General features: G+C 36.8%; 18 protein-coding genes and 1 riboswitch. Of the genes, 9 read left to right on the top strand and 9 right to left on the bottom strand.

Annotated features, from left to right (window positions below; genetic code table 11):
• Positions 1–210: 210 nt before the first annotated feature.
• Positions 211–1,617, top strand: coding sequence for a serine hydrolase (locus ACQKN4_RS10740; protein ID WP_427483643.1), 1,407 nt, complete (start codon positions 211–213; stop codon positions 1,615–1,617).
• 519 nt (positions 1,618–2,136) lie between these two features.
• On the opposite strand, the gene parC is transcribed toward ACQKN4_RS10740, so the two are convergent.
• Positions 2,137–4,569: a DNA topoisomerase IV subunit A gene (parC, locus tag ACQKN4_RS10735; RefSeq protein WP_079561879.1), complete on the bottom strand. Its 2,433-nt coding sequence runs from the start codon at positions 4,567–4,569 to the stop codon at positions 2,137–2,139.
• Positions 4,566–6,542, bottom strand: a complete 1,977-nt coding sequence (gene parE / locus ACQKN4_RS10730; protein ID WP_079561880.1) for a DNA topoisomerase IV subunit B — start codon at positions 6,540–6,542, stop codon at positions 4,566–4,568. Before parE ends, parC begins: the two co-directional genes overlap by 4 nt.
• Before the next feature lie 693 nt (positions 6,543–7,235).
• Between parE and plsY the strand changes: the two genes are divergently transcribed.
• The 6 genes from plsY to ACQKN4_RS10700 all read left to right on the top strand — a co-directional run bounded on the left by plsY (position 7,236) and on the right by ACQKN4_RS10700 (position 13,152).
• Complete coding sequence (gene plsY, locus ACQKN4_RS10725; RefSeq protein ID WP_079561881.1) at positions 7,236–7,838, top strand: glycerol-3-phosphate 1-O-acyltransferase PlsY; 603 nt, start codon at positions 7,236–7,238, stop codon at positions 7,836–7,838.
• 19 nt (positions 7,839–7,857) lie between these two features.
• Positions 7,858–8,148, top strand: coding sequence for a HesB/YadR/YfhF family protein (locus ACQKN4_RS10720; RefSeq protein ID WP_079561882.1), 291 nt, complete (start codon positions 7,858–7,860; stop codon positions 8,146–8,148).
• Between the two features lie 127 nt (positions 8,149–8,275).
• A complete protein-coding gene (locus ACQKN4_RS10715; RefSeq protein ID WP_079561883.1) occupies positions 8,276–9,811 on the top strand; it encodes a spore germination protein in 1,536 nt (511 codons plus the stop codon).
• Positions 9,812–9,837: 26 nt separating this feature from the next.
• Positions 9,838–11,037, top strand: a complete 1,200-nt coding sequence (locus ACQKN4_RS10710; protein WP_079561884.1) for a Ger(x)C family spore germination protein — start codon at positions 9,838–9,840, stop codon at positions 11,035–11,037.
• 3 nt (positions 11,038–11,040) lie between these two features.
• Positions 11,041–11,274: a hypothetical protein gene (locus tag ACQKN4_RS10705; RefSeq protein ID WP_079561885.1), complete on the top strand. Its 234-nt coding sequence runs from the start codon at positions 11,041–11,043 to the stop codon at positions 11,272–11,274.
• 36 nt (positions 11,275–11,310) lie between these two features.
• A complete protein-coding gene (locus ACQKN4_RS10700; RefSeq protein ID WP_427483642.1) occupies positions 11,311–13,152 on the top strand; it encodes an endospore germination permease in 1,842 nt (613 codons plus the stop codon).
• 164 nt (positions 13,153–13,316) lie between these two features.
• On the opposite strand, the gene metA is transcribed toward ACQKN4_RS10700, so the two are convergent.
• A complete protein-coding gene (gene metA / locus ACQKN4_RS10695) occupies positions 13,317–14,252 on the bottom strand; it encodes a homoserine O-acetyltransferase MetA (RefSeq protein ID WP_079561887.1) in 936 nt (311 codons plus the stop codon).
• A gap of 154 nt (positions 14,253–14,406) precedes the next feature.
• Positions 14,407–14,517, bottom strand: a riboswitch (SAM riboswitch).
• Between the two features lie 194 nt (positions 14,518–14,711).
• On the opposite strand from metA, the gene ACQKN4_RS10690 reads away from it, so the two are divergent.
• On the top strand, positions 14,712–15,083 hold the full coding sequence (locus ACQKN4_RS10690) for a nucleotide excision repair endonuclease (RefSeq protein ID WP_079561920.1): 372 nt from the start codon (positions 14,712–14,714) through the stop codon (positions 15,081–15,083).
• A gap of 71 nt (positions 15,084–15,154) precedes the next feature.
• Here ACQKN4_RS10690 and ACQKN4_RS10685 read toward each other — a convergent pair whose 3' ends face one another.
• The gene (locus ACQKN4_RS10685) at positions 15,155–15,940 is read right to left on the bottom strand and encodes a TrmB family transcriptional regulator (RefSeq protein ID WP_079561921.1); all 786 of its coding nucleotides are present in this window, start codon (positions 15,938–15,940) and stop codon (positions 15,155–15,157) included.
• Between the two features lie 125 nt (positions 15,941–16,065).
• On the opposite strand from ACQKN4_RS10685, the gene ACQKN4_RS10680 reads away from it, so the two are divergent.
• The gene (locus ACQKN4_RS10680; protein ID WP_079561922.1) at positions 16,066–16,836 is read left to right on the top strand and encodes a TSUP family transporter; all 771 of its coding nucleotides are present in this window, start codon (positions 16,066–16,068) and stop codon (positions 16,834–16,836) included.
• A gap of 137 nt (positions 16,837–16,973) precedes the next feature.
• On the opposite strand, the gene ACQKN4_RS10675 is transcribed toward ACQKN4_RS10680, so the two are convergent.
• The 5 genes from ACQKN4_RS10675 to ACQKN4_RS10655 form a co-directional block, all read right to left on the bottom strand.
• Positions 16,974–17,201: a hypothetical protein gene (locus tag ACQKN4_RS10675; protein WP_427483641.1), complete on the bottom strand. Its 228-nt coding sequence runs from the start codon at positions 17,199–17,201 to the stop codon at positions 16,974–16,976.
• 140 nt (positions 17,202–17,341) lie between these two features.
• Positions 17,342–18,787: a sodium/pantothenate symporter gene (panF, locus tag ACQKN4_RS10670; protein WP_427483640.1), complete on the bottom strand. Its 1,446-nt coding sequence runs from the start codon at positions 18,785–18,787 to the stop codon at positions 17,342–17,344.
• Positions 18,787–19,050, bottom strand: coding sequence for a YhdT family protein (locus ACQKN4_RS10665; RefSeq protein WP_079561925.1), 264 nt, complete (start codon positions 19,048–19,050; stop codon positions 18,787–18,789). The genes panF and ACQKN4_RS10665 overlap by 1 nt, the downstream gene beginning before the upstream one ends.
• 272 nt (positions 19,051–19,322) lie before the next feature.
• Entirely contained in the window at positions 19,323–19,688 is a 366-nt protein-coding gene (locus ACQKN4_RS10660) for a GyrI-like domain-containing protein (protein WP_427483639.1), read from the bottom strand.
• Between the two features lie 182 nt (positions 19,689–19,870).
• Positions 19,871–20,341 (bottom strand): GNAT family N-acetyltransferase, encoded by a 471-nt coding sequence (locus ACQKN4_RS10655; RefSeq protein ID WP_427483638.1) that lies wholly within the window; start codon positions 20,339–20,341, stop codon positions 19,871–19,873.
• Positions 20,342–20,355: the final 14 nt, after the last annotated feature.

Raw genomic sequence — 20,355 nt, 5'->3', positions numbered from 1 at the left:
TTCTAATCCCCTAAAGAACCTAAACGTTGCGGCCAAAGAAACCGATGCCTTTGCCGGTATTTTATTGGCTTGCTTCGATGAACTAGCCCTACAAAAATTTCGATGAATTTGACCTTGATCAAACGTATAAATTGTTAATTGACTTATTAGAGAAAAAAGAAACAATTAGAGTTTAATTTAACTTTGATTGTTCATGTGAGGAGAAAAACAATGAAAAAAGCAATCATTTTTTTATGGAGCTTTCTACTCCTACTAACCCCTTTTTCTGCTTCTGCTAAAACGGAAGATACTAAACAAAAAATAACAAAGTTTATGGAAGAGTCTTTAGATATGTATAATATTCCCGGCGCATCATTGGCGATATTAGAAAACAGGGAAACGATTTATCAAAATCAATGGGGTATTTTAAGTGATGGTTCAAATGTAACAGCAAACACACCGTTTCTTATCGGTTCTTTAAGCAAACCAATTACATCTCTGGCTATTATGATGTTAGTGGAAGATGACAAAATAAGGCTGGATGAACCGATACAGTCCTATATTCCATCGTTTACCTATCAAACGGACAGTTCAAAACAAATTACAGTTTTGCATCTATTAGAACAAACAAGTGGTATTAGTGAACCTGACGGCCTTAAAGTGACGGACAAGGATTGGCCGAAAGAGGGGGCGATCAATCAAGCTATAAAAGGACTTAGTGGTGTAGCGTTATCTCACGAGCCTGGTGAGGTTTATGAATATAACTCTGCTAACTATTTACTCTTAGGGGCAATTATTGAAAATGTTTCGAACCAAACCTTTTCAGAGTTTTTGAATATGAATATTTTCACCCCGCTTGGTATGGAAAATTCCGCTGCTGATTATGAAAGTGCGGTAGAAAAAGGATACATACCTGGTTTTGAGTCATGGTTTGGTAGACCAGTTGTAAGTGATGGATTTTATGATCATGCAGGAGCACCTTATGGCTATATTGCGTCAAGTTCAAATGATATAGCGAAATTTTTAAAATTTATGTTAGAGGGCGGAGACTTATTATCAGAACAAAACCTTGAGTTATTAAAAACTTCTCCAGAAGAAGGTAAAACATACGGTTACGGTTGGCATTTTTCTAAAACAGAACATTTCCCTTTCCATGGAGGAGCAACATCTGATTTTAGATCGCAAATGTTTTTTATACCTGAAGAAAATATTGCAGCAGTACTTTTAACCAATAAATATAATTTTATAGAAGATGCTCAAGTTTCTCATATAATGAATGGAATTCGATCCATCCTGAACGGAAAAGGACCAGATGAATTGCCTGTACAAAGCTATAGTATCCAATTGAGTATACTGGGAGTTACATTACTCTTAGCTATTTTTACGATTATCCATTTCTTCAGACTTAGAAGAAATAAGGTTCTAAACAAAAAATTACCGTTCACTGTTGGAATCATTTCACTCCTCCTAGCTGTGGGATTGATCCCACTATTTGTTTATGTTATAGGTACCCCATGGAAAAGTATTAGGTTCTTCGCACCGGACATATCATTATTAATCTATTGTTTGGTAGGAATATTTGCTCTTAATGGAATTATGACTTTAATTATAACAATTCTTAAAAAGAAAATTACCTAAGCATATCCTTGGGCAAAACACTAAAAAAATATTCAATTATAAGCGCGCTTTAATTAGCAAGGATCACAAAAATTATCAAACGTTTTTATAAAAGGATGATACAATTATGAGGTTTATTTCAATTTATAGAAGGTCATCCGATGTTTCAACGAGTAAAATAGTTTGTGAAATAACGCACTTAAACTCCCATGAAAGAACTTAACCATCTTTCATTTTCTGTGGTGTGGCGCTGGTTTTTGCGCTACATGGATGGCTAACGGGTACTTCAGTTAAATATTCCATTTGCAAAATATCAAACATAAAACAGAGTTGATTCTACACATTTTGTAGATTAACTCTGTTTTTATGTTTTATCTGCAACAATCTTTTAGAAAACAGCCTAAAAATAAATCAATTTATTATCACTCTACAATTCTCCCATCTTTAGATTGAATAAGTTAGCCAAAGCACAAAGCTGATTAGTTTCAATTTACATAAAAAAGCCCAGCTCTCACAAGGAGCTGGGCTAGAAAATCAATTTTATTTCTCTTCTTTTTTGACCGTGAAGACATGTGAAATGGCACCGTCTGTAGCAATATCTACTTTAAAGGAGCCATTGGAATGTCGATCTGCTCGAGTTAATGCTTGTACGTCAAGGATTTCTTGAACGCCTTTTTCCGTCTCGATCGTTAGCTGATCCTCATTTGTTACTTTTACGACAGCCACGATTCGATGCGGGTTCGATTTTAACTCTGTTAATACTTTTAAGCCGCGTTTTGCACGGCTAGTCATTTCTACTTCGGCTACATTCATTTTCTTCACAGCACCGCGTTGCGTAACAATTGCCACATAGGACGTTTCATCTGGCGGTAAAACATTGATGCCGACTAATGCTTCTCCGTCTTTCAGTGCAATCCCTTTGACGCCACCTGTTTTCACACCTGTTACTGGTAATTCCTCGATTGGGAAACGAATTGCATAGGCAGTATCTGTCGTTAACATTAGTTCTACCTCGTCCGTCACAATACTTGCAAAAATCATTTCATCGCCTGACTTGACATTCATCGTTTTTATCGGCTTCGAATAGCGTGTTACAGCATAATCTGCTACAGATGAGCGTTTAATTTGTCCATCTTTCGTAGCAGTTAAAATATACGTATTGGCCTGTTCGAATGTCTCAAAACCATATACAGCAATAATAGATTCATCTTCTCCGGTTGGCACAATACTTGAAATATGCTGACCAAGATCCTTCCAACGAATATCAGGTAGCTCATGGACAGGCTGATAAATATAATTGCCTCGATTTGTGAACAGCAGTAGATGATGCTGTGTATTTAAATTTGCTTCATATAATAAATAATCGGAATCCTTCATTGCAAAATCCTGACCGTTTGAAGCTGCATGTGAACGCGTAGATGTTCGCTTAATATAGCCATCCTTTGTAACAGTCACTACGACCTCTTCACTTGGTACAAGGACATCTAACGTAATTTTAATTTCTTCAATTTCTTGCTCGATTTTTGAGCGACGAGGCTCTGCAAAGCGCTTTTTAATGTCGAGCAATTCTTGTTTAATGACACGTATAAGCTTTGCTTCACTATTAAGAATCCCTTCAAGCTTGGCGATCAGTTTATTTAGTTCATCTTGTTCATTGCGAAGCTCTGTAATATCTGTATTCGTTAATCGGTATAATTGCAAGCTAACGATTGCCTCTGATTGTACTTCTGTAAAGTCAAATTTCGCCTGTAAATTCGTTTTTGCATCTCGTTTATCATTCGACGAACGAATCGTTGCAATGACTTCGTCTAAAATAGACAATGCCTTTATCAAGCCTTCAACTATATGCGAACGATCTTTAGCTTTTTGCAAATCATAAATAGAGCGGTTCGTCACGACTTCCTTTTGATGGGCAATATAAGAATCCAATAGCAATGGCAATGTCATCATTGTCGGACGACGATTATGGATAGCAATCATATTAAAATTATAGGCTACTTGTAAATCAGTTGTTTTAAACAAGTACTGTAAAATCCCTTGTCCTGGAACATCTTTTTTCAGCTCAATGACAACACGTAGGCCAGTACGATCTGATTCATCGCGAATTTCTGCAATTCCTTCCAGTCGTTTATCCACGCGCTGCTCATCGATTTTCTTCACAAGATTTGCTTTATTGACATCATACGGTAATTCCGTAATAACGATTTGCTCTTTGCCACCTTTAATTGGCTCAACGGCAGCTTGAGCGCGCACAATAATTTTACCGCGTCCAGTCTCATATGCTTTTTTAATACCGTCGACACCTTGAATAATCCCACCTGTTGGGAAATCAGGACCTTTAATAACGGTCATTAATTCATCAACAGTGGAGTTTGGCTTATCTAAGCGCATAAGAACACCGTCTAGTACCTCATCAAGTGCGTGAGGTGGAATGTCGGTCGCATAACCGGCCGAAATACCCGTTGAACCGTTGACTAATAAGTTCGGGAAACGAGCTGGTAAAACAGTCGGCTCCATATCCTGATCATCAAAGTTTGGTACAAATTCAACGGTTTTCTTGCCAATATCGCGGAGCATTTCCGCTGCAATAGCAGAAAGCCTTGCTTCTGTATAACGCATCGCTGCTGGTGGGTCACCATCAACAGAGCCGTTATTCCCATGCATTTCAATCAACATATGGCGCGCCTTCCAATCCTGACTCATGCGCACCATTGCTTCATAGACTGAGCTGTCACCGTGTGGGTGATAGTTACCGATAACATTACCGACAGTTTTGGCTGATTTACGGAATGGTTTATCGTTCGTATTGCCCTCTGTAAACATCGCATATAAAATACGTCGTTGCACAGGCTTAAGACCGTCACGTGCATCTGGCAACGCGCGGTCTTGAATAATATATTTACTATAGCGACCAAAGCGGTCACCCATTACTTCTTCTAAAGGTAAATCTTGATACTTTTCCGTACTACTCATGCTTGGTCCTCCTCTTGTTGGATGAATTCATTTTCTAAAATATTTGAATCATCCTCCATACCGAAGTCTACATTAGCTTCGATCCATTTACGGCGTGGCTCTACTTTATCGCCCATTAATGTTGTCACACGTCTTTCAGCACGTGCACCATCTTCAATCGTTACACGAATTAATGTACGCGTATCAGGGTTCATCGTCGTATCCCACAGCTGGTCAGCATTCATCTCACCAAGACCTTTATAGCGCTGTAATATGTAACCCTTTCCAACTTTTTTAATGGCCGTTTGTAAATCATTTTCGGTCCAAGCATATTCAATCACTTCTTTTTTACCAGTGCCTCTTGATATTTTATAAAGCGGTGGTAATGCGATAAATACCTTTCCAGCTTCGATCAATGGTCGCATATATCGATAGAAGAACGTTAGCAGCAACACTTGAATATGCGCTCCGTCCGTATCGGCATCGGTCATAATCACGACTTTGTCATACGCTGCATCCTCGACCGAGAAATCTGTTCCGACGCCAGCACCAATAGCATGGATAATCGTTGAAATCTCTTCATTTTTCATAATATCCTGAAGCTTTGCTTTTTCAGTATTAATAACTTTACCACGCAATGGTAAAATCGCTTGGAACGTACGATCTCGCCCTTGTTTTGCAGATCCTCCTGCAGAGTCCCCTTCGACTAAATACAGCTCGTTTTTCGCCGCATTTCGTGATTGTGCAGGTGTTAATTTTCCGGAAAGAATCGTACTGCCTTTTTTGCTTTTCTTGCCGTTTCGTGCATCTTCCCGTGCTTTACGAGCGGCTTCACGTACTTGCTGCGCACGAATAGCTTTACGCACAAGAGATGCAGACAATTCAGCGTTTTCTTCAAGCACATATAAAATTTGCTCCGAAACAACACTATCTACCGCTGAACGTGCCTCACTAGTTCCGAGCTTACCTTTCGTTTGACCTTCGAATTGTAGTAAATGCTCTGGTATACGAACAGAAACAATCGCAGCTAAGCCCTCACGAATGTCTGTCCCTTCAAGATTTTTATCTTTATCTTTTAATAGGCCAATTTTTCGCGCATATTCATTGAAAACACGTGTTAACGCAGACTTGGCACCTGTTTCATGTGTACCACCATCACGAGTACGAACATTATTAACAAATGAAAGGATTGTTTCTGAGTAACCATCATTGAATTGGAAGGCGAATTCTACTTCAATATCGTCTTGAATCCCTTCCACATACTTAACAGGATGCAGGACATCCTTCTCCTCATTCAAATAAGCAACGAAAGCTTCAATGCCGTTCTCATAAAAGAAAACATCACCTTTGCCTTCCTCGCGTTCATCAATTAGCTCAATTTTCAAGCCTTTTAATAAAAATGCGGACTCTCTTAAACGTTCTGCAAGCGTATCATAATTGAATTTTGTTACAGAGAAAATTGTGTCATCTGGTAGAAAATGTACATGTGTTCCTGTCTGTTTTGTTTGTCCTATTTGTTCTAATGTTGTAACAGGATGGCCACCGTTTTCAAAGCGTTGACGATACTTTTTACCGTCACGATGAATCGTTACTTCTAAAAAAGTGGATAAAGCATTTACAACAGAAGAACCTACACCATGTAAGCCACCACTTGTTTTATAGCCACCTTGCCCGAATTTACCACCAGCATGTAAGACAGTAAAGATAATTTCGGGAGTGGGTTTCCCCATCTTATGCATACCTGTTGGCATTCCACGGCCGAAGTCTCGAACGCTGATACTTTGATCTTTATGAATATGGACAATGATATGAGAACCAAAGCCAGCCAGTGCTTCATCCACCGCATTATCTACGATTTCATATACAAGGTGATGAAGTCCACGGCCATCTGTAGAACCGATATACATGCCGGGTCGTTTTCGTACCGCTTCTAATCCTTCTAATACTTGAATGGCGTCATCATTATAGACGCTTGGTGACTGTTTATTCGCCAAAAAATTCCCCTCCAAAAAACAAAACGCATGTTCTATTTATGTTCTCTTCCTAATAATAATAGCATTTCCTGTCAATAGCTAGTGACAGACCCAATAAAATTTTAAAATTTCCTCACAGCTTTGTCGTTTTGAGCATGTTACCGGAAGAAAAAGTTGCAATATATGCATTATTATGTATTCCTAACTATCCTATTCCCTAGACGCAGGATCATAAACATTAGTTCCATAAATAAAACAACATATGGCTAACTTCTGGTCATTTCTCTCATTCAAATCGATGCCGATCGGTATAGGTTTTGGTCTTCCATACAGAAGCATTTGAAAATCCACTGAAAAATATACAATACAGTACTTCATAGCTTCCTTCTGTCTATTTGAAAATTCATACTAACTTACTCTAGAAATTAAAGATAGACTTCTATTCTACCAAAGGAATGGATGATTGACAAAATTGCCTTTTTACCTATATTTTTAGAAAGGGCTTTCATGCTGCCAACATGAATCATGTCAAAAAGCCTAACATATAATCAAATACATATTAAAATCCTTGAAAAATAGTTATCTTTTATAATGAATTCAAGATACACGAAGAAATCTCCTTCATGTCATTGTAGATTGTAGAGAAAAAGTGTAGAATATTTATTACATATTATTAGTACCAAGTAATAATCAATGAATGAAAGGAGTCCAGCTATGCTAAATGGACTTATTATTTTATGTGCTTATCTAATCGGCTCTATACCTTCGGGATTATGGGTAGGCAAAATTTTTTATAAAACGGATATTCGTGAACACGGAAGTGGAAATTTAGGTGCGACAAACACATTTCGTATTTTAGGAAAAAAAGCGGGAATAGTCGTAACAATTATGGATGTCTTAAAAGGTACAGCAGCCGTATTACTTGTAGCTCTTCCTGTCTTCTCTGACGTCTCCATTCACTCGCTAATTCTTGGACTAGTAGCCGTTGTTGGTCATATGTTCCCTATCTTTGCAGGTTTCCGCGGTGGGAAAGCAGTGGCAACATCAGCAGGTGTACTCTTAGGTTATTCATGGCCTCTATTTATCTTACTATTCATCGCTTTTGTTGTAACATTAAAAATAACGAAGATTGTAAGCTTAACTTCGATGATTGCCGCTTTAGTAGCACTTATTTATTCAATCGTTTATTATTTTGTTACAGGTGATTTTGCGTTAGGTATTTTAGTAGCTTGTTTATTTACCTTTATCATGTATCGTCACCGAGCAAATATTGCCCGCATTAAAAATGGTACTGAACCAAAGGTAAAATGGCTGTAACGAAGAGAGGAGCATTCTAATGAATATCACACTAACAGATAAAGCCCTACAATGGTTTAAACAAGAAATGGAAGTAGAATCCGGAGATACTATTCGTTTTTATGCTAGATATGGTGGTTCCAGTCCTTTTCACGAAGGGTTTTCTCTTGGAATGACACGTGAAGAACCAATCGAAATTGGTGTAAAGACGGTTATTGACAATGTGACCTACTATATTGATGAAAAAGATTTATGGTTCTTCAATGACCACAATTTAAATGTAGATGTGGATGCTACTAATGATGAACTAAAATATACGTATACAAAATAAAGCAGTGTTTCCTTTCTTTATACGAAAGGAAAACTGCTTTTTTCTATGAAATCACTTCCAACCTTAGTTTATCTTCTCTCAAAGTTGTACATTCTATATTTATGTAAAAACTTGAGGAGGAAAGAACATGTCTATTTCTAAAATTGCTGATACCTCCCAAAACAACGACCAACTATATAGTTCTCTTTCTCAAAATTTAAAGTTGATAAAAAACACACTGGGGAATAGTAATGACCTTGTCATACGAGAAATAACGATTGGAAAAGCTGAAAAATATACGTTAGCAATCATTTATATAGATGGCTTATCCGATAAAATAAGTATTTCTAATGCTGTGATTGATAAACTAATGCTTGATATTGAAGATCATCAAGATACAGAAATAGAAAAGATTATTCGATATTTGAAAGATTCTTGTTTAACAGCCGGAGATGTGAATGATATTTTCCATTTTTCAGCACTGTACAATTCTATTTTTAACGGTGATACGGTCATCTTATTAGATGAATCTTCGACTGGTATCGTGACAAGTACACAAGGTGCAAAAGATAGAGCCGTTATGGAACCAGCCACAGAGTCGGTTATTAGAGGTCCTAGGGAATCATTTACAGAAACATTACGTACGAACACGGCCCTGATCCGTCGGAAAATTAAAAGTCCAAACCTTTGGATCAAGACCCGGATTGTCGGTGAAGTAACAAAAACGGAAGTTGCAGTTATGTATATAAATGACATTGCCAATGAGAAAATTGTAGCAGAGGTTCTTGCCCGATTAGATCGTATTAATATTGATGGTATCTTAGAAGGCGGCTACATCGAAGATTTTATTCAAGATAACAAATTCACTATATTCCCTACAATTTATAATTCTGAACGGCCTGATGTTATTGCTGGTGAGCTATTAGACGGTAAAATTGCTATTTTAGTGGACGGTTCACCGTTTGTCCTCGTTGTGCCAGCATTATTTACATCCTTTTTACAATCTGCTGAAGATTATTATCAGCATTGGATGATCAGTTCACTTGTACGCATTTTGAGATTTTTTGGAATTGCCCTTGCCTTGGTGGCACCATCACTTTACGTAGCAATCACCACCTTCCATCAAGAAATGCTACCGACTCCTATGCTGATCAGTATTGCGTCTCAACGAGAAGGAGTCCCCTTCCCTGCCGTTGTGGAGGCACTCATTATGGAGATTGCCTTTGAGGTATTAAGAGAAGCAGGTCTTCGAATGCCAAGAACCATTGGACCAGCCGTGTCCATTGTTGGAACATTAGTAATCGGTCAAGCTGCTGTAGAAGCAGGAGTTGTATCAGCCGTAATGGTCATTATTGTAGCCTTAACAGCCATTTGTAGCTTCTTGTTCCCTGCCTATGGCTTATCCAATACAGTTCGTGCTCTTCGTTTCCCATTAATGATTGTATCAGCAATCGTTGGATTATATGGTTTGATGTTTGGCCTGATGATCATCCTACTACATTTATGCAGCATACGAACTTTCGGTGTCCCATATTTAAGTCCATTCGGCCCATTAATTTTAAAGGATCAAAAAGATGCACTTGTGTTGTTCCCGCGTAGAGCTTTATTGACTCGACCACGCTTAATTAGTAACAAAAACACTGTCCGAGGTCATAAATATTTTAATACGAAAAAAAGGAATTAAAAGAATGTGTAAACGAGGAATATACTATGTCAAAATGTAAGGCACTATGTTTACTAATGATTCTTTCTATACTTTTGAGTGGTTGCTGGAGTAAACGCGAACTCAATGAATTAGCAATTGTCGCGGCATTAGGAATAGATAAAGTAGATAATGAATTTGACATAACTGTTCAAGTTGTAATTCCTGGTGAAATCTCTTCCAAACAGCCTACTTCAGGACGATCACCGGTTATTACCTATCATTCAAAAGGTGCAACAGTTTTTGAGGCCATAAGAAAAATGACAACATTAACAGCTCGAAAACTTTATTTTTCTCATCTTCAAATAGTTGTGCTCGGCGATGAATTAGCTAGAGAAGGGATTGGCAAGCCGTTAGATTTAATTTCAAGAGATCATGAATTCCGAAATGATTTCGATGTCATCGTTGCTCATGACGCGACTGCCGAAGAAGTTTTAAATGTATTAACACCTATCGAAAAAGTACCAGCTATTAAAATGCTAAATTCTCTTAGAACGTCGGAGAAAACATGGGGTACAACCCAATCCATTAAAATAGATGAATTAATCAATACTTTAAATACCAAAGAAACAAGCGTAGTCATGTCTGCCATTGAAATTCATGGAGATAAAAGTGTGGGAATGGAGCAAACGAATGTTAAAAAATCAAAGTCATCTGCGGTCTTGAAGTACGCGGGCTTAGCAGTTTTTAAAGAAGATAAATATATTGGGCTTTTAACGGAAGATGAGAGTAGAAGCCTAGGTTTTTTAAAGGACAAAATAGAAAGTACAATTGAAACTCTTGCTTGCCCTAAGGGAGGTACTCTATCAACTGAAATTACACACTCAAAGACAAAAATAAAAGGTAAATTTAAAAATGGATCACCCAAAATCAATGTTGCTATAGATGTTAACCAAAATGTCGGAGAAGTTGAATGTGATATAGACCTTACAAAAGAAAAATCGCTTCAATACGTCAATAAAAAAACGGCAGAACTTATTAAAAAACGAATCGAAAAAACAATCAGTACAGTTCAGCAAAGTTATCGGGTCGATATTTTTGGATTTGGTGAAGTACTGCATCGCACAAATCCGAAAGAGTGGAAAAAAATAAAAAAAGATTGGCTAACCATATTTCAAGAGCTACCAGTTAAAGTCGAAGTACATGTCAACACGCAAGGCTTAGGGACGATGGAAAACTCATTAGTGAATAAGTCGGAGGGAAAATAAACTATGATGATGGCAATATTCATACTAATTATTTCTGCTGCTATAGCCTTTGCCTTTATTCCAACATTAAAAAAAAATAAAGAAACGAAAACGATCGTTATTTTTTCGATTTTTTTATTGCTTGGTGCCGCATTAAATATTGCGATCTTATTAAAGGTCAAAATACCGAGCCCACTAGATTTGATTACTTATATTTTTTCACCTATTAAAGATTACATCGTCTCACTAACTAAGTAATAAGGCAATATTATGTTAAGAAAAAAGGGGTAGTTCATGATGGAAAAAGAAATCATTAGTTCAAGACAATTTATGATCATTACCCTTCTTTTTTCAATTGGTACAGCTATTTTAATTATCCCTGCAAGTGTTGCCAGTGAAGCAAAGCAAGATGCATGGATTGCAGCGATTATTGGTGTCGTTATAAGTTTGCCCATATTAAAGCTTTTCGTTGCTTTAGGAAATAAAACACCCACCCTTACATTTGTAGAAGCTAATGAAAAAATATTAGGTCGTTTTTTCGGAAAATTCACTGCAATCGGCTTTATACTTATATCTTTACTTTCTGCCGGTGAATTATTATATTTCATAGGAATTTTCATGAAAACGGAAATAATGCCAGAAACACCTACGATGGCGTTTGCATTTCTGTTCAGTATTATCATCATTTATGCTGCATTTTTAGGAATTGAAGTTTTTGCCCGTTCTGCAGAAATACTATTTGCAATATTTACTTTAATTTTTATTTTCTTTGTCCTTTTTATTGCACCCTCCATCCAGATTGAAAATATACAGCCAATAATGGAAGCACCAAAAAAATCATTATTCTTTAGTATCATTCGATTTATAAGTCTTTTTTCATTCCCAATTGTCGTATTATTAATGATTTTCCCTTCCGCAGTTAACGTCCAAAAATCTGCGCAAAAAGGGTTTTACATTGGCACAATTTTGGGAGGAATTGTCTTAATTACGATCATCACACTATCGATCCTTGTCCTTGGCCCGGCAAATACTGCTTCACGGACATTCCCTAGCTATGCATTAGCCCAAAGAATTTCAATCGGGAACTTTTTACAACGTATGGAAGTAATTATGGCAGCCATGTGGATTATTACTATTTTTATTAGAACTTTTATGTATTTTTATGCTTCGGTTATCGGGATCGCACAATTATGTAAAATTAAAAATCATCGACCACTCATTTTTCCACTCGGCATGATTATCCTTGGACTTTCACAAATTGTTCATCCAAATATTATTCATTCAGATATTTACAATAGAGATATATGGCCTATATTCGCATTCATTTTAATGATCTTATTGCCATTACTATTATTACTTGTCGCTAAGATTCGTAAAATCAATGGTAATCAAGGAAATAATACGCAATGTAATAGCGGTACGCAAAATCAAAATGGAAATACTACACAAAGTGATAGTAGTAGCAATGGCGGTAACGCTTCTCAAAGTGCTGGTAGTAGTAATAATGATAGTTCTGCCCAAAGTGCAAGTAATAACAATAATTCTACTCAAAGTGATTGTAACGGTAATGGTGGGAATGCTTCTCAAAGTACAAGTAGTGACAGTGGTGGTAACGCTTCTCAAAGTGCGGGTAGTAGCAATAATGACAATTCTGCTCAAAATACAAGTAATAGCAATAATTCTACTCAAAGCGATTGTAACGGCAATGGTGGTAATCCTTCTCAAAGTACAAGTAGTGACAGTGGCGGTAATGCTTCTCAAAGTGCTGATAGTAGCAATAATGATAGTTCTGCCCAAAGTGCAAGTAATAACAATAATTCTACTCAAAGCGATTGTAACGGCAATGGTGGTAATCCTTCTCAAAGTACAAGTAGTAGCAATAATGACAATTCTGCTCAAAATGCAAGTAATAGCAATAATTCTACTCAAAGCGATTGTAACGGCAATGGTGGTAATCCTTCTCAAAGTACAAGTAGTAGCAACAATGACAATTCTGCTCAAAATGCAAGTAATAGTACTGCCGAAAATACTACTCAAAGTAAAATTGAAAACGATACCGGCAATTCTACACAAAATGATAGTGATACCGGAAATACACCAAACAGTGATAAGAATAAAAAATCGCCAGACAATTAACAGCAGTGTGGTTCATTACCAAAAGTGAAGCGGCTCATCGGACGCCCCCCAGGAGGCTCTGTGCGAAAGCAAAGCGGCAGCTACAAAGTGACCAGCCGGAACGGAAATGAGAAAAGTAAAAAATGATGACCCAAAAATATCAAGGTCATCATTTTTCTATGGCATTAAATATGATATTCAATTTGATCAACAAAATCCCATTCGTATGGTGTTTCTTGATAAACATAGTAGTTCAACCAGTTCGAGAATAACAAATGTGTATGGGCACGCCACGTATTAATCGGTTCATTTGCTGGATCATCATTAGGGAAGTAATTCAAGGGCACATCAATATCTAATCCTTTCGCAACATCGCGACTATATTCATCCGCTAAAGTTGTCGCATCATATTCAAGGTGACCAGTAATCATAATATTTTTATTGTCTTTAGATTGCACAATAAAAACACCAGCATCTTCTGAATAAGAGAGCAATCGTAAATCAGGGTGGTTGCGTACTTCATCAGTCGATACAGACGTATAACGCGAATGTGGTGCCGTAAACAAATCACTAAAGCCGCGTACTAAATCCACTGTTAAATCCGTAATGACATGAGAATATACACCTGAGCATTTAGCAGAAAGCCCAATTTTGCCAATACCGTAATGATGGTATAACGCTGCCTGTGCACCCCAACATATATGTAGAACCGATGTTACGTTCGTTTTGGACCATTCCATAATTTCTGAAATTTCCTGCCAGTAGTTCACTTCTTCAAACGGCATTTTTTCTACTGGTGCACCCGTAATAATCATGCCATCATAGCGACGATGACGAATTTGATCGAACGTCGTATAAAATAATTGTAAATGTGATTTACTAACATTTTTCGATTCATGAGTAGCAGTATTCAAAAATGTAATATTCACTTGTAACGGGGTATTCCCTAATAAACGTAGTAATTGCAGCTCTGTTTTTTCTTTTTCTGGCATTAAATTAAAGATTAAGATATTTAACGGACGAATTTGTTGAGTTTTCGCTCTATCCTCTTCCATTATGAAGATTTTTTCCTCACGTAAATGTTCTCCAGCTGGTAAGTTTTTTGGAATATTAATTGGCATCTTGCATTCCCCTCTCTTATAGTTCTCTCTGTTAAACCCATTATTGGCCTTAGTCTCCATACACAGGCCTTGCGTAAAGTCTTTTTTTCGATGAAATTAAAAAATCCCCCTCATTCCATTTGAGATAGAATGAGAAGGATGTTTTCCACGTTCACTCTTATCTCTCAAAGGACAAATCCTTCGCTGGAATTAGCACCTTTCTAACTTTTGTTAGAGGTTGCTGAAGCGTCATCGGGCCAAATCCCTCAACTTCTCTTGATAAGATTATTTAATTAAAAAGAATTGTAACATGAACATTTAAGAATATCAACAATACATAGAATATTTTGTTATTAACCATGCATGTCATTATGTAATTTGTTTAAAACTAATATTGAAGCTAAGTCCATATATTTTATGGTAAACAAGCTGTAATTATGTTAACATATACCTTTAGTAACAGAGAGGAACGTGAATAGTTTGATTAAAATTGAATTTCCAAAACCAGATTTAGTAATTCGCCAACGCGAGCAAGATTTAAAACCAGGTGATGTACCAATCACACCGTATTTCGGTTTTATTGATTTCCATAAAATCACTCGTGAAAATGGCGGCATTTTCTTATTCTACAATGAACAGAATGAACTATTATTTGTCGGTAAAGCACGTAAAATTCGTCAACGTATTAAAAAGCATTTTGAAGACAATGTGTCACCGATGAAAAATCATCGTGATGAAGTTTTCAAAATTGAAGTGTACGAAGTAGATGATCCAATGGAACGTGAAATTTACGAAACATACGCGGTTAATACATTCCGCGCTAAATACAATGTTGATAAAGTTTTTTATTAAGATAAAAGATCTTATATTACAAAAAATAAGAATCTACAAGCCATCTGTGCTTGTAGATTCTTTTATTATCTTCACTCTACGAAAAAGGCTTTACGTTCTTTAGTAATCCATTCCTCAAGCTCCATATCATCATCGCGCGTTAACAATCGATTGACAAGCACGTCATGCCAAATATAATCCTCTAATAAATAAATATGCACAGGGTCATTTGTTATAAAAGCCGTTTCTTGATTGGACGGTGAGTGTCCATAAATCATCTCTTGACCATCTATAGACAGAATAAACCAATGGGGCGTGGAAGCATTCCTCGTATATTGAGTAATGCGGTGCTGGTCAATCGATGCAATATTTTCATCCACATACAAAGTAATTCCATGAACCGAAATACGCTGAGCGACCTCGTGTATATCTTCTCGCAATTTTTCATACATATCTTCCCACATTGATAATAGTACTTTTTTCTCCGCTTTTTGTAATAACGACTGACAATAATTGACGATTGCCTCTTTTCCTTTTAGCGTCACAACCTTATGCTCCGCTTCCTGCTCTTTTACCTCTAATTTTTCTAATTGATCACTAATCGACGTGAAATTCGATTGCCAGCGTTGCTCAATTTGTTGTAAAAACACAGCAACAGGAATGGAAGAGTATGTCGTTTGATCTGCCGTTTCTTCTTTCAGTACTAACCCTTTTTCAACAAGCACATTAAGTATGTCATATATTCTTGCACGTGGGATACCGGAGTTCTTACTTACTTGATAGGCACTAACATGACTATTTTGTACGAGTGCCGTATAGGCCTTTGCTTCATATTCTGTGAATCCCAGTTCTTTTAATTGGGCGATTAATAATTCCATCGAATCCCTCCATTTCCTCTATTATAGTTGAAGGCTATGAAGATTAGCCAACGAAAAAATTAGTCTTTACAGACACGTGAAATTTAGTTACTATTTCAGTAGTAACTATCTAAAGAGGTGTATACATGCTATTTGAAGTAGATTTAAATGTAGTCATATTATTAATATCTTTTGGATTTTTAGCCGCCTTTGTGGATGCCGTCGTTGGTGGTGGTGGCTTAATTGCATTACCCGCCCTCATGTTTGCCGGTTTAAATCCAGCAGCAGCCGTAGCAACTAATAAGCTTGCTGGTACAATGGGGTCTTTAACATCAACCATTTCCTTTTATCGTTCCGGTCAGCTAGAAATTCGTTCGGTTATCAAATACTTTCCCCTAGCCTTTATTGGATCACTCTTTGGTGCATGGACAGTACATTTAATAAACCCCGAATTACTAAAACCACTTATGCTAGTAATGCTTGCAGCTGTTGCAGTCTATACAATCTTCAAAAAAGACTGGGGTTCAGTAGCTGCAGTCAAAAATTTAAAGTCTACGCACTTAGTTTTATTCATGCTATTGTTATTTTGCATTGGTTTTTATGATGGATTCCTTGGTCCAGGAACCGGCTCATTTTTAATTTTTAGCTTTTTATTAATCGGCTTCGATTTTTTAAAGGCAGCAGGAAATGCCAAATTTTTAAACTTAGCAAGTAATTTTGCAGGCCTTTTAATGTTCGCCTACTTAGGTCAAATTCATTATGTCTACGGTTTACTGATGGGTGTAGCTCAAATTGCCGGTGCATTTGTAGGTTCCCGTATGGCGATAAAAAAAGGTAGCGGCTTTGTTCGCGTATTGTTTATTATCGTAACGATTACATTGCTCACTAAAAATGCTTATGATTACATAATTCATTAAAAAAACGCCGTAGATACGCTATTTCTACGGCGTTTTTGTTTGTTTATGAACTTTGGGTGTTCTATTTTTTAATTCGAGAGAGGTTTTTCGTTGTATCAGGGGTTCTTTCCGTCGTTCCATTGACCCTTTCCGTCGATTCAAGTTCTATCCATCAATTCAGTAATCCTATCCACGACTTTCGACATTCTATCCATCATTTCAAGGTTTCTATCCACGACTTTGAACGTTCTATCCATCATTTCAAGGTTTCTATCCACGACTTCGAACGTTCTATCCAACAATTCAGTGTTTCTATCCACGACTTTGAACGTTCTATCCATCATTTCAAGGTTTCTATCCACGACTTCGGACGTTCTATCCATCATTTCGAGGTTTCTATCCACGACTCTGAACGTTCTATCCATCAATTCAAGGTTTCTATCCACGACTCTCGACGTATTATCTATCACTCTTTGAATACAATATAAAACGCCGTAGATATTCAATCTCTACGGCGTTTTATAAGTCAGATAAACAACTTTTCGTCTTTAAATTTATGACTCGTTAATAAGCTAACAATAACAAAAATGAATAAGGAAGCGACGATTGGAATTGTCACAGTATGCATGCCAAAGACAGAAGGGTAAAAACGATCAATGATAATATATAAGGTCATCCCTGAAATCATTGACGCTATCGCACCGTATTTGTTCGCCTTTTTCCAATATAGTCCTAAAACGACTGTCCAAATAAAGACTGCCTCTAGTCCGCCGAAAGCAAATAAATTAAGCCATACTAATAGATCTGGTGGATTTAGTGCAAAAACGATAACGACTAAACCAATCACTGCTGTAACAATAAAGCTTGCACGTTTAATTTCCGTATCATTCGCAGTTGGCTTTATATAATTTAAATAAATATCTTTCACTACTGTTGAGCTAACAAGCATTAGGAGCGCATTAACTGTAGACATCGTTGCTGCCATTGGTGCTGCTAAGACAACACCAGCTAAAAATGGCGGTAAAACCTTTAATGTTAGCAGTGGCATAACTTTATCACCAATCTCAATACCTGGCATCACTGGTCGTGCTAAAACACCAATTAGATGCATCCCAAACATAATTGTCCCAATGGCAATAGTGCCAATGATAATGGCTAAATGCATGCTTCTTGAATCTTTATAGCTCATCGCACGAACAGCGATTTGTGGAAGCCCCACTACTCCAACACCGATCAAAATCCAAAATGTAGAAACGTATAATGGCGTTAATTCACCTTCAGCTCCAAATGGAGATACGAGATTCGGATTCTCAGCGACAAGCGAAGCCATAATATTATCAATTCCTCCGCCAGCGATAATTGTCCCAATTAATAAAATAACTGTTCCGATCACCATAATCGAGCCTTGCACCGTATCCGTCAACGCAACAGCACGGAAGCCCCCAATGATCACATAAACTAACACGGAAATCGCAAAAATAAACAGTGCCGTTGTGTAGTTTAAGCCCGTTAATGATTCAATTAATCGAGCACCACCTACCCATTGTGCCATCATGGCAGAAAATAAAAAGATGATGATACTAATAGCTGATAAAATAACTATGACATGACTTTTATAGCGCTCTCGTAAAAAGTCGATTAACGTGATCGCTTGATAACGTCTTGCGATAATAGCAAATTTTTTCCCTAAAATCATTAAAACAAAATAACCCGCCGGAAGCTGAGCCATCGCCAATAATACCCAACCAAGCCCTTTCGTATAAGCAACACCTGGACCACCAATAAAGCTACTTGCACTACCGTACGTAGCAATCATTGTCATCGCAAGGATGAAGCCTCCCATTTCACGACCACCGAGGAAGTATTCCTGTAAAAATGAATTGGAAGAGCGTATCTGCTTATTTGACCAGATACCAATACCAAAGATGATGACTAAAAATAATAGCAGTGGAACAATAACTTGCCAGTGCATTATTGATCCACCTCCTCATCGTCAAATGGTACCTCTTTGAAAAAGAGTTTCATGACGAGCCAGATTAAAATAATCATAAAACCTGTCCCTGCTATACAGCTATAGAAAAACCATGCAGGGAAACCGAAAACATACGTATAGCTTGTTGGATCACCAGAGCCTAGTCCATAGGCAAAGCCGAACCATATCGCAAAGTTAACGATAACAAGTCCAATACCGATAAGCGCCTCTCGATGCGCAATTTTAAAACGTTGATCTTTCAAAATACTGTCCCCCTAACCTACTCTATTTTACTGATATGTTCGTATTATGGGAACCTTTGTGAGAAAAATAAATATCAGCACTACAATTTAGTTTCAAAAACGATAAACAGAAATTCCCCCTTAATATTATGTTTGACGTTTAGACTCTCATTAATAGACTTTTACTCAATCGTATCTAATAGCTCTATATCTAAATTCCCACTATTTTTCATGCTGTGAAATATTTCTAAGTGCCATTTATTTTTAAGTCTTTCATATTTATTTTCTTCAATTCACAAATGTAGATTCGTATAGGCATCCATTATTTTAAGATTGACCCCTTTATGTCTTAAAGTTGCATATCTTTGAGGTGTGATTGTTAGAGTGACCATATCATGTGGAATATCTTCGAACTCTTTCACTTCAACACAAACCCAGTATCCATCTTCTTCACCAAATTCATGTTCCACAACAAAAGCCCCAACTTGCTGTAAAGGATTTTTGACATGTTTTATTTCGCTAATTCGTTTATTTAACGGCAAAGATGTTTTAGGTATTTCGATTATATATTGATCATCCGGACATAAAACTCGAAAACCTACTAGCATTAGCTCCCAAACTTCTTTAATCGCTTTGTTTTGCAATGTGTTTTCAGTCATTTCCCCCTCTAAATAATCCTCCTTTCAAAATTGAAAAAACGCCTGGATAACCAAGCGTTTTTCACCATCTTTACTATTGGAATTTCTTTATTAATAAGCCCCAGATTGTGAAGGAAAATACTTTAATTCATACTCCTATACATGTGTTTGTATGATTTCCAATTGAAGCAAAGCAAATATGTTTAGCTGTATTGAAAGATACTAACGAAATAGTCTTCTTCAGGAAAGTCACCTATATATTCTAAACCATTTCTTGAATAAAACTGTTTTAACTTTTCATTTCCAGCCCAACAATCTAAATACAAGGTTTTATCTAATCCTTTTGCTAAAGAACAAGCAAATTCTGTTATTGCAGAACCAATGTTTTTTCCTTGGAACTTGGGTAAAATGGCAATTTGAGATAGATACTTACTTTTATCATCAAGGGAAAATTCATTTATATTTTCTATATCATATATACAAAACGTTCCTATTATTTCTTCTTCTACTATTAAAACGTACAAAAAGTTATTTTTTAATTGGTTTATAATTTTATTATGATCCCAAGGGTATTCCCATTGGTGTATTCGTTTTTGTTGTAAATTTAATGTAACCTCATTTAATATATACAACAATTGCGATAAGTCGTCGATTTTGGCTATTCTTATTTCCACTATCTAGCTCTCCT

This window comes from Lysinibacillus sp. NPDC093692, from assembly GCF_050280125.1.
Lineage (GTDB): Bacteria > Bacillota > Bacilli > Bacillales_A > Planococcaceae > Lysinibacillus.
The sequence above is the reverse complement of the archived record's forward strand: the minus strand, read 5'-3'. Positions and strand labels throughout refer to the sequence as shown.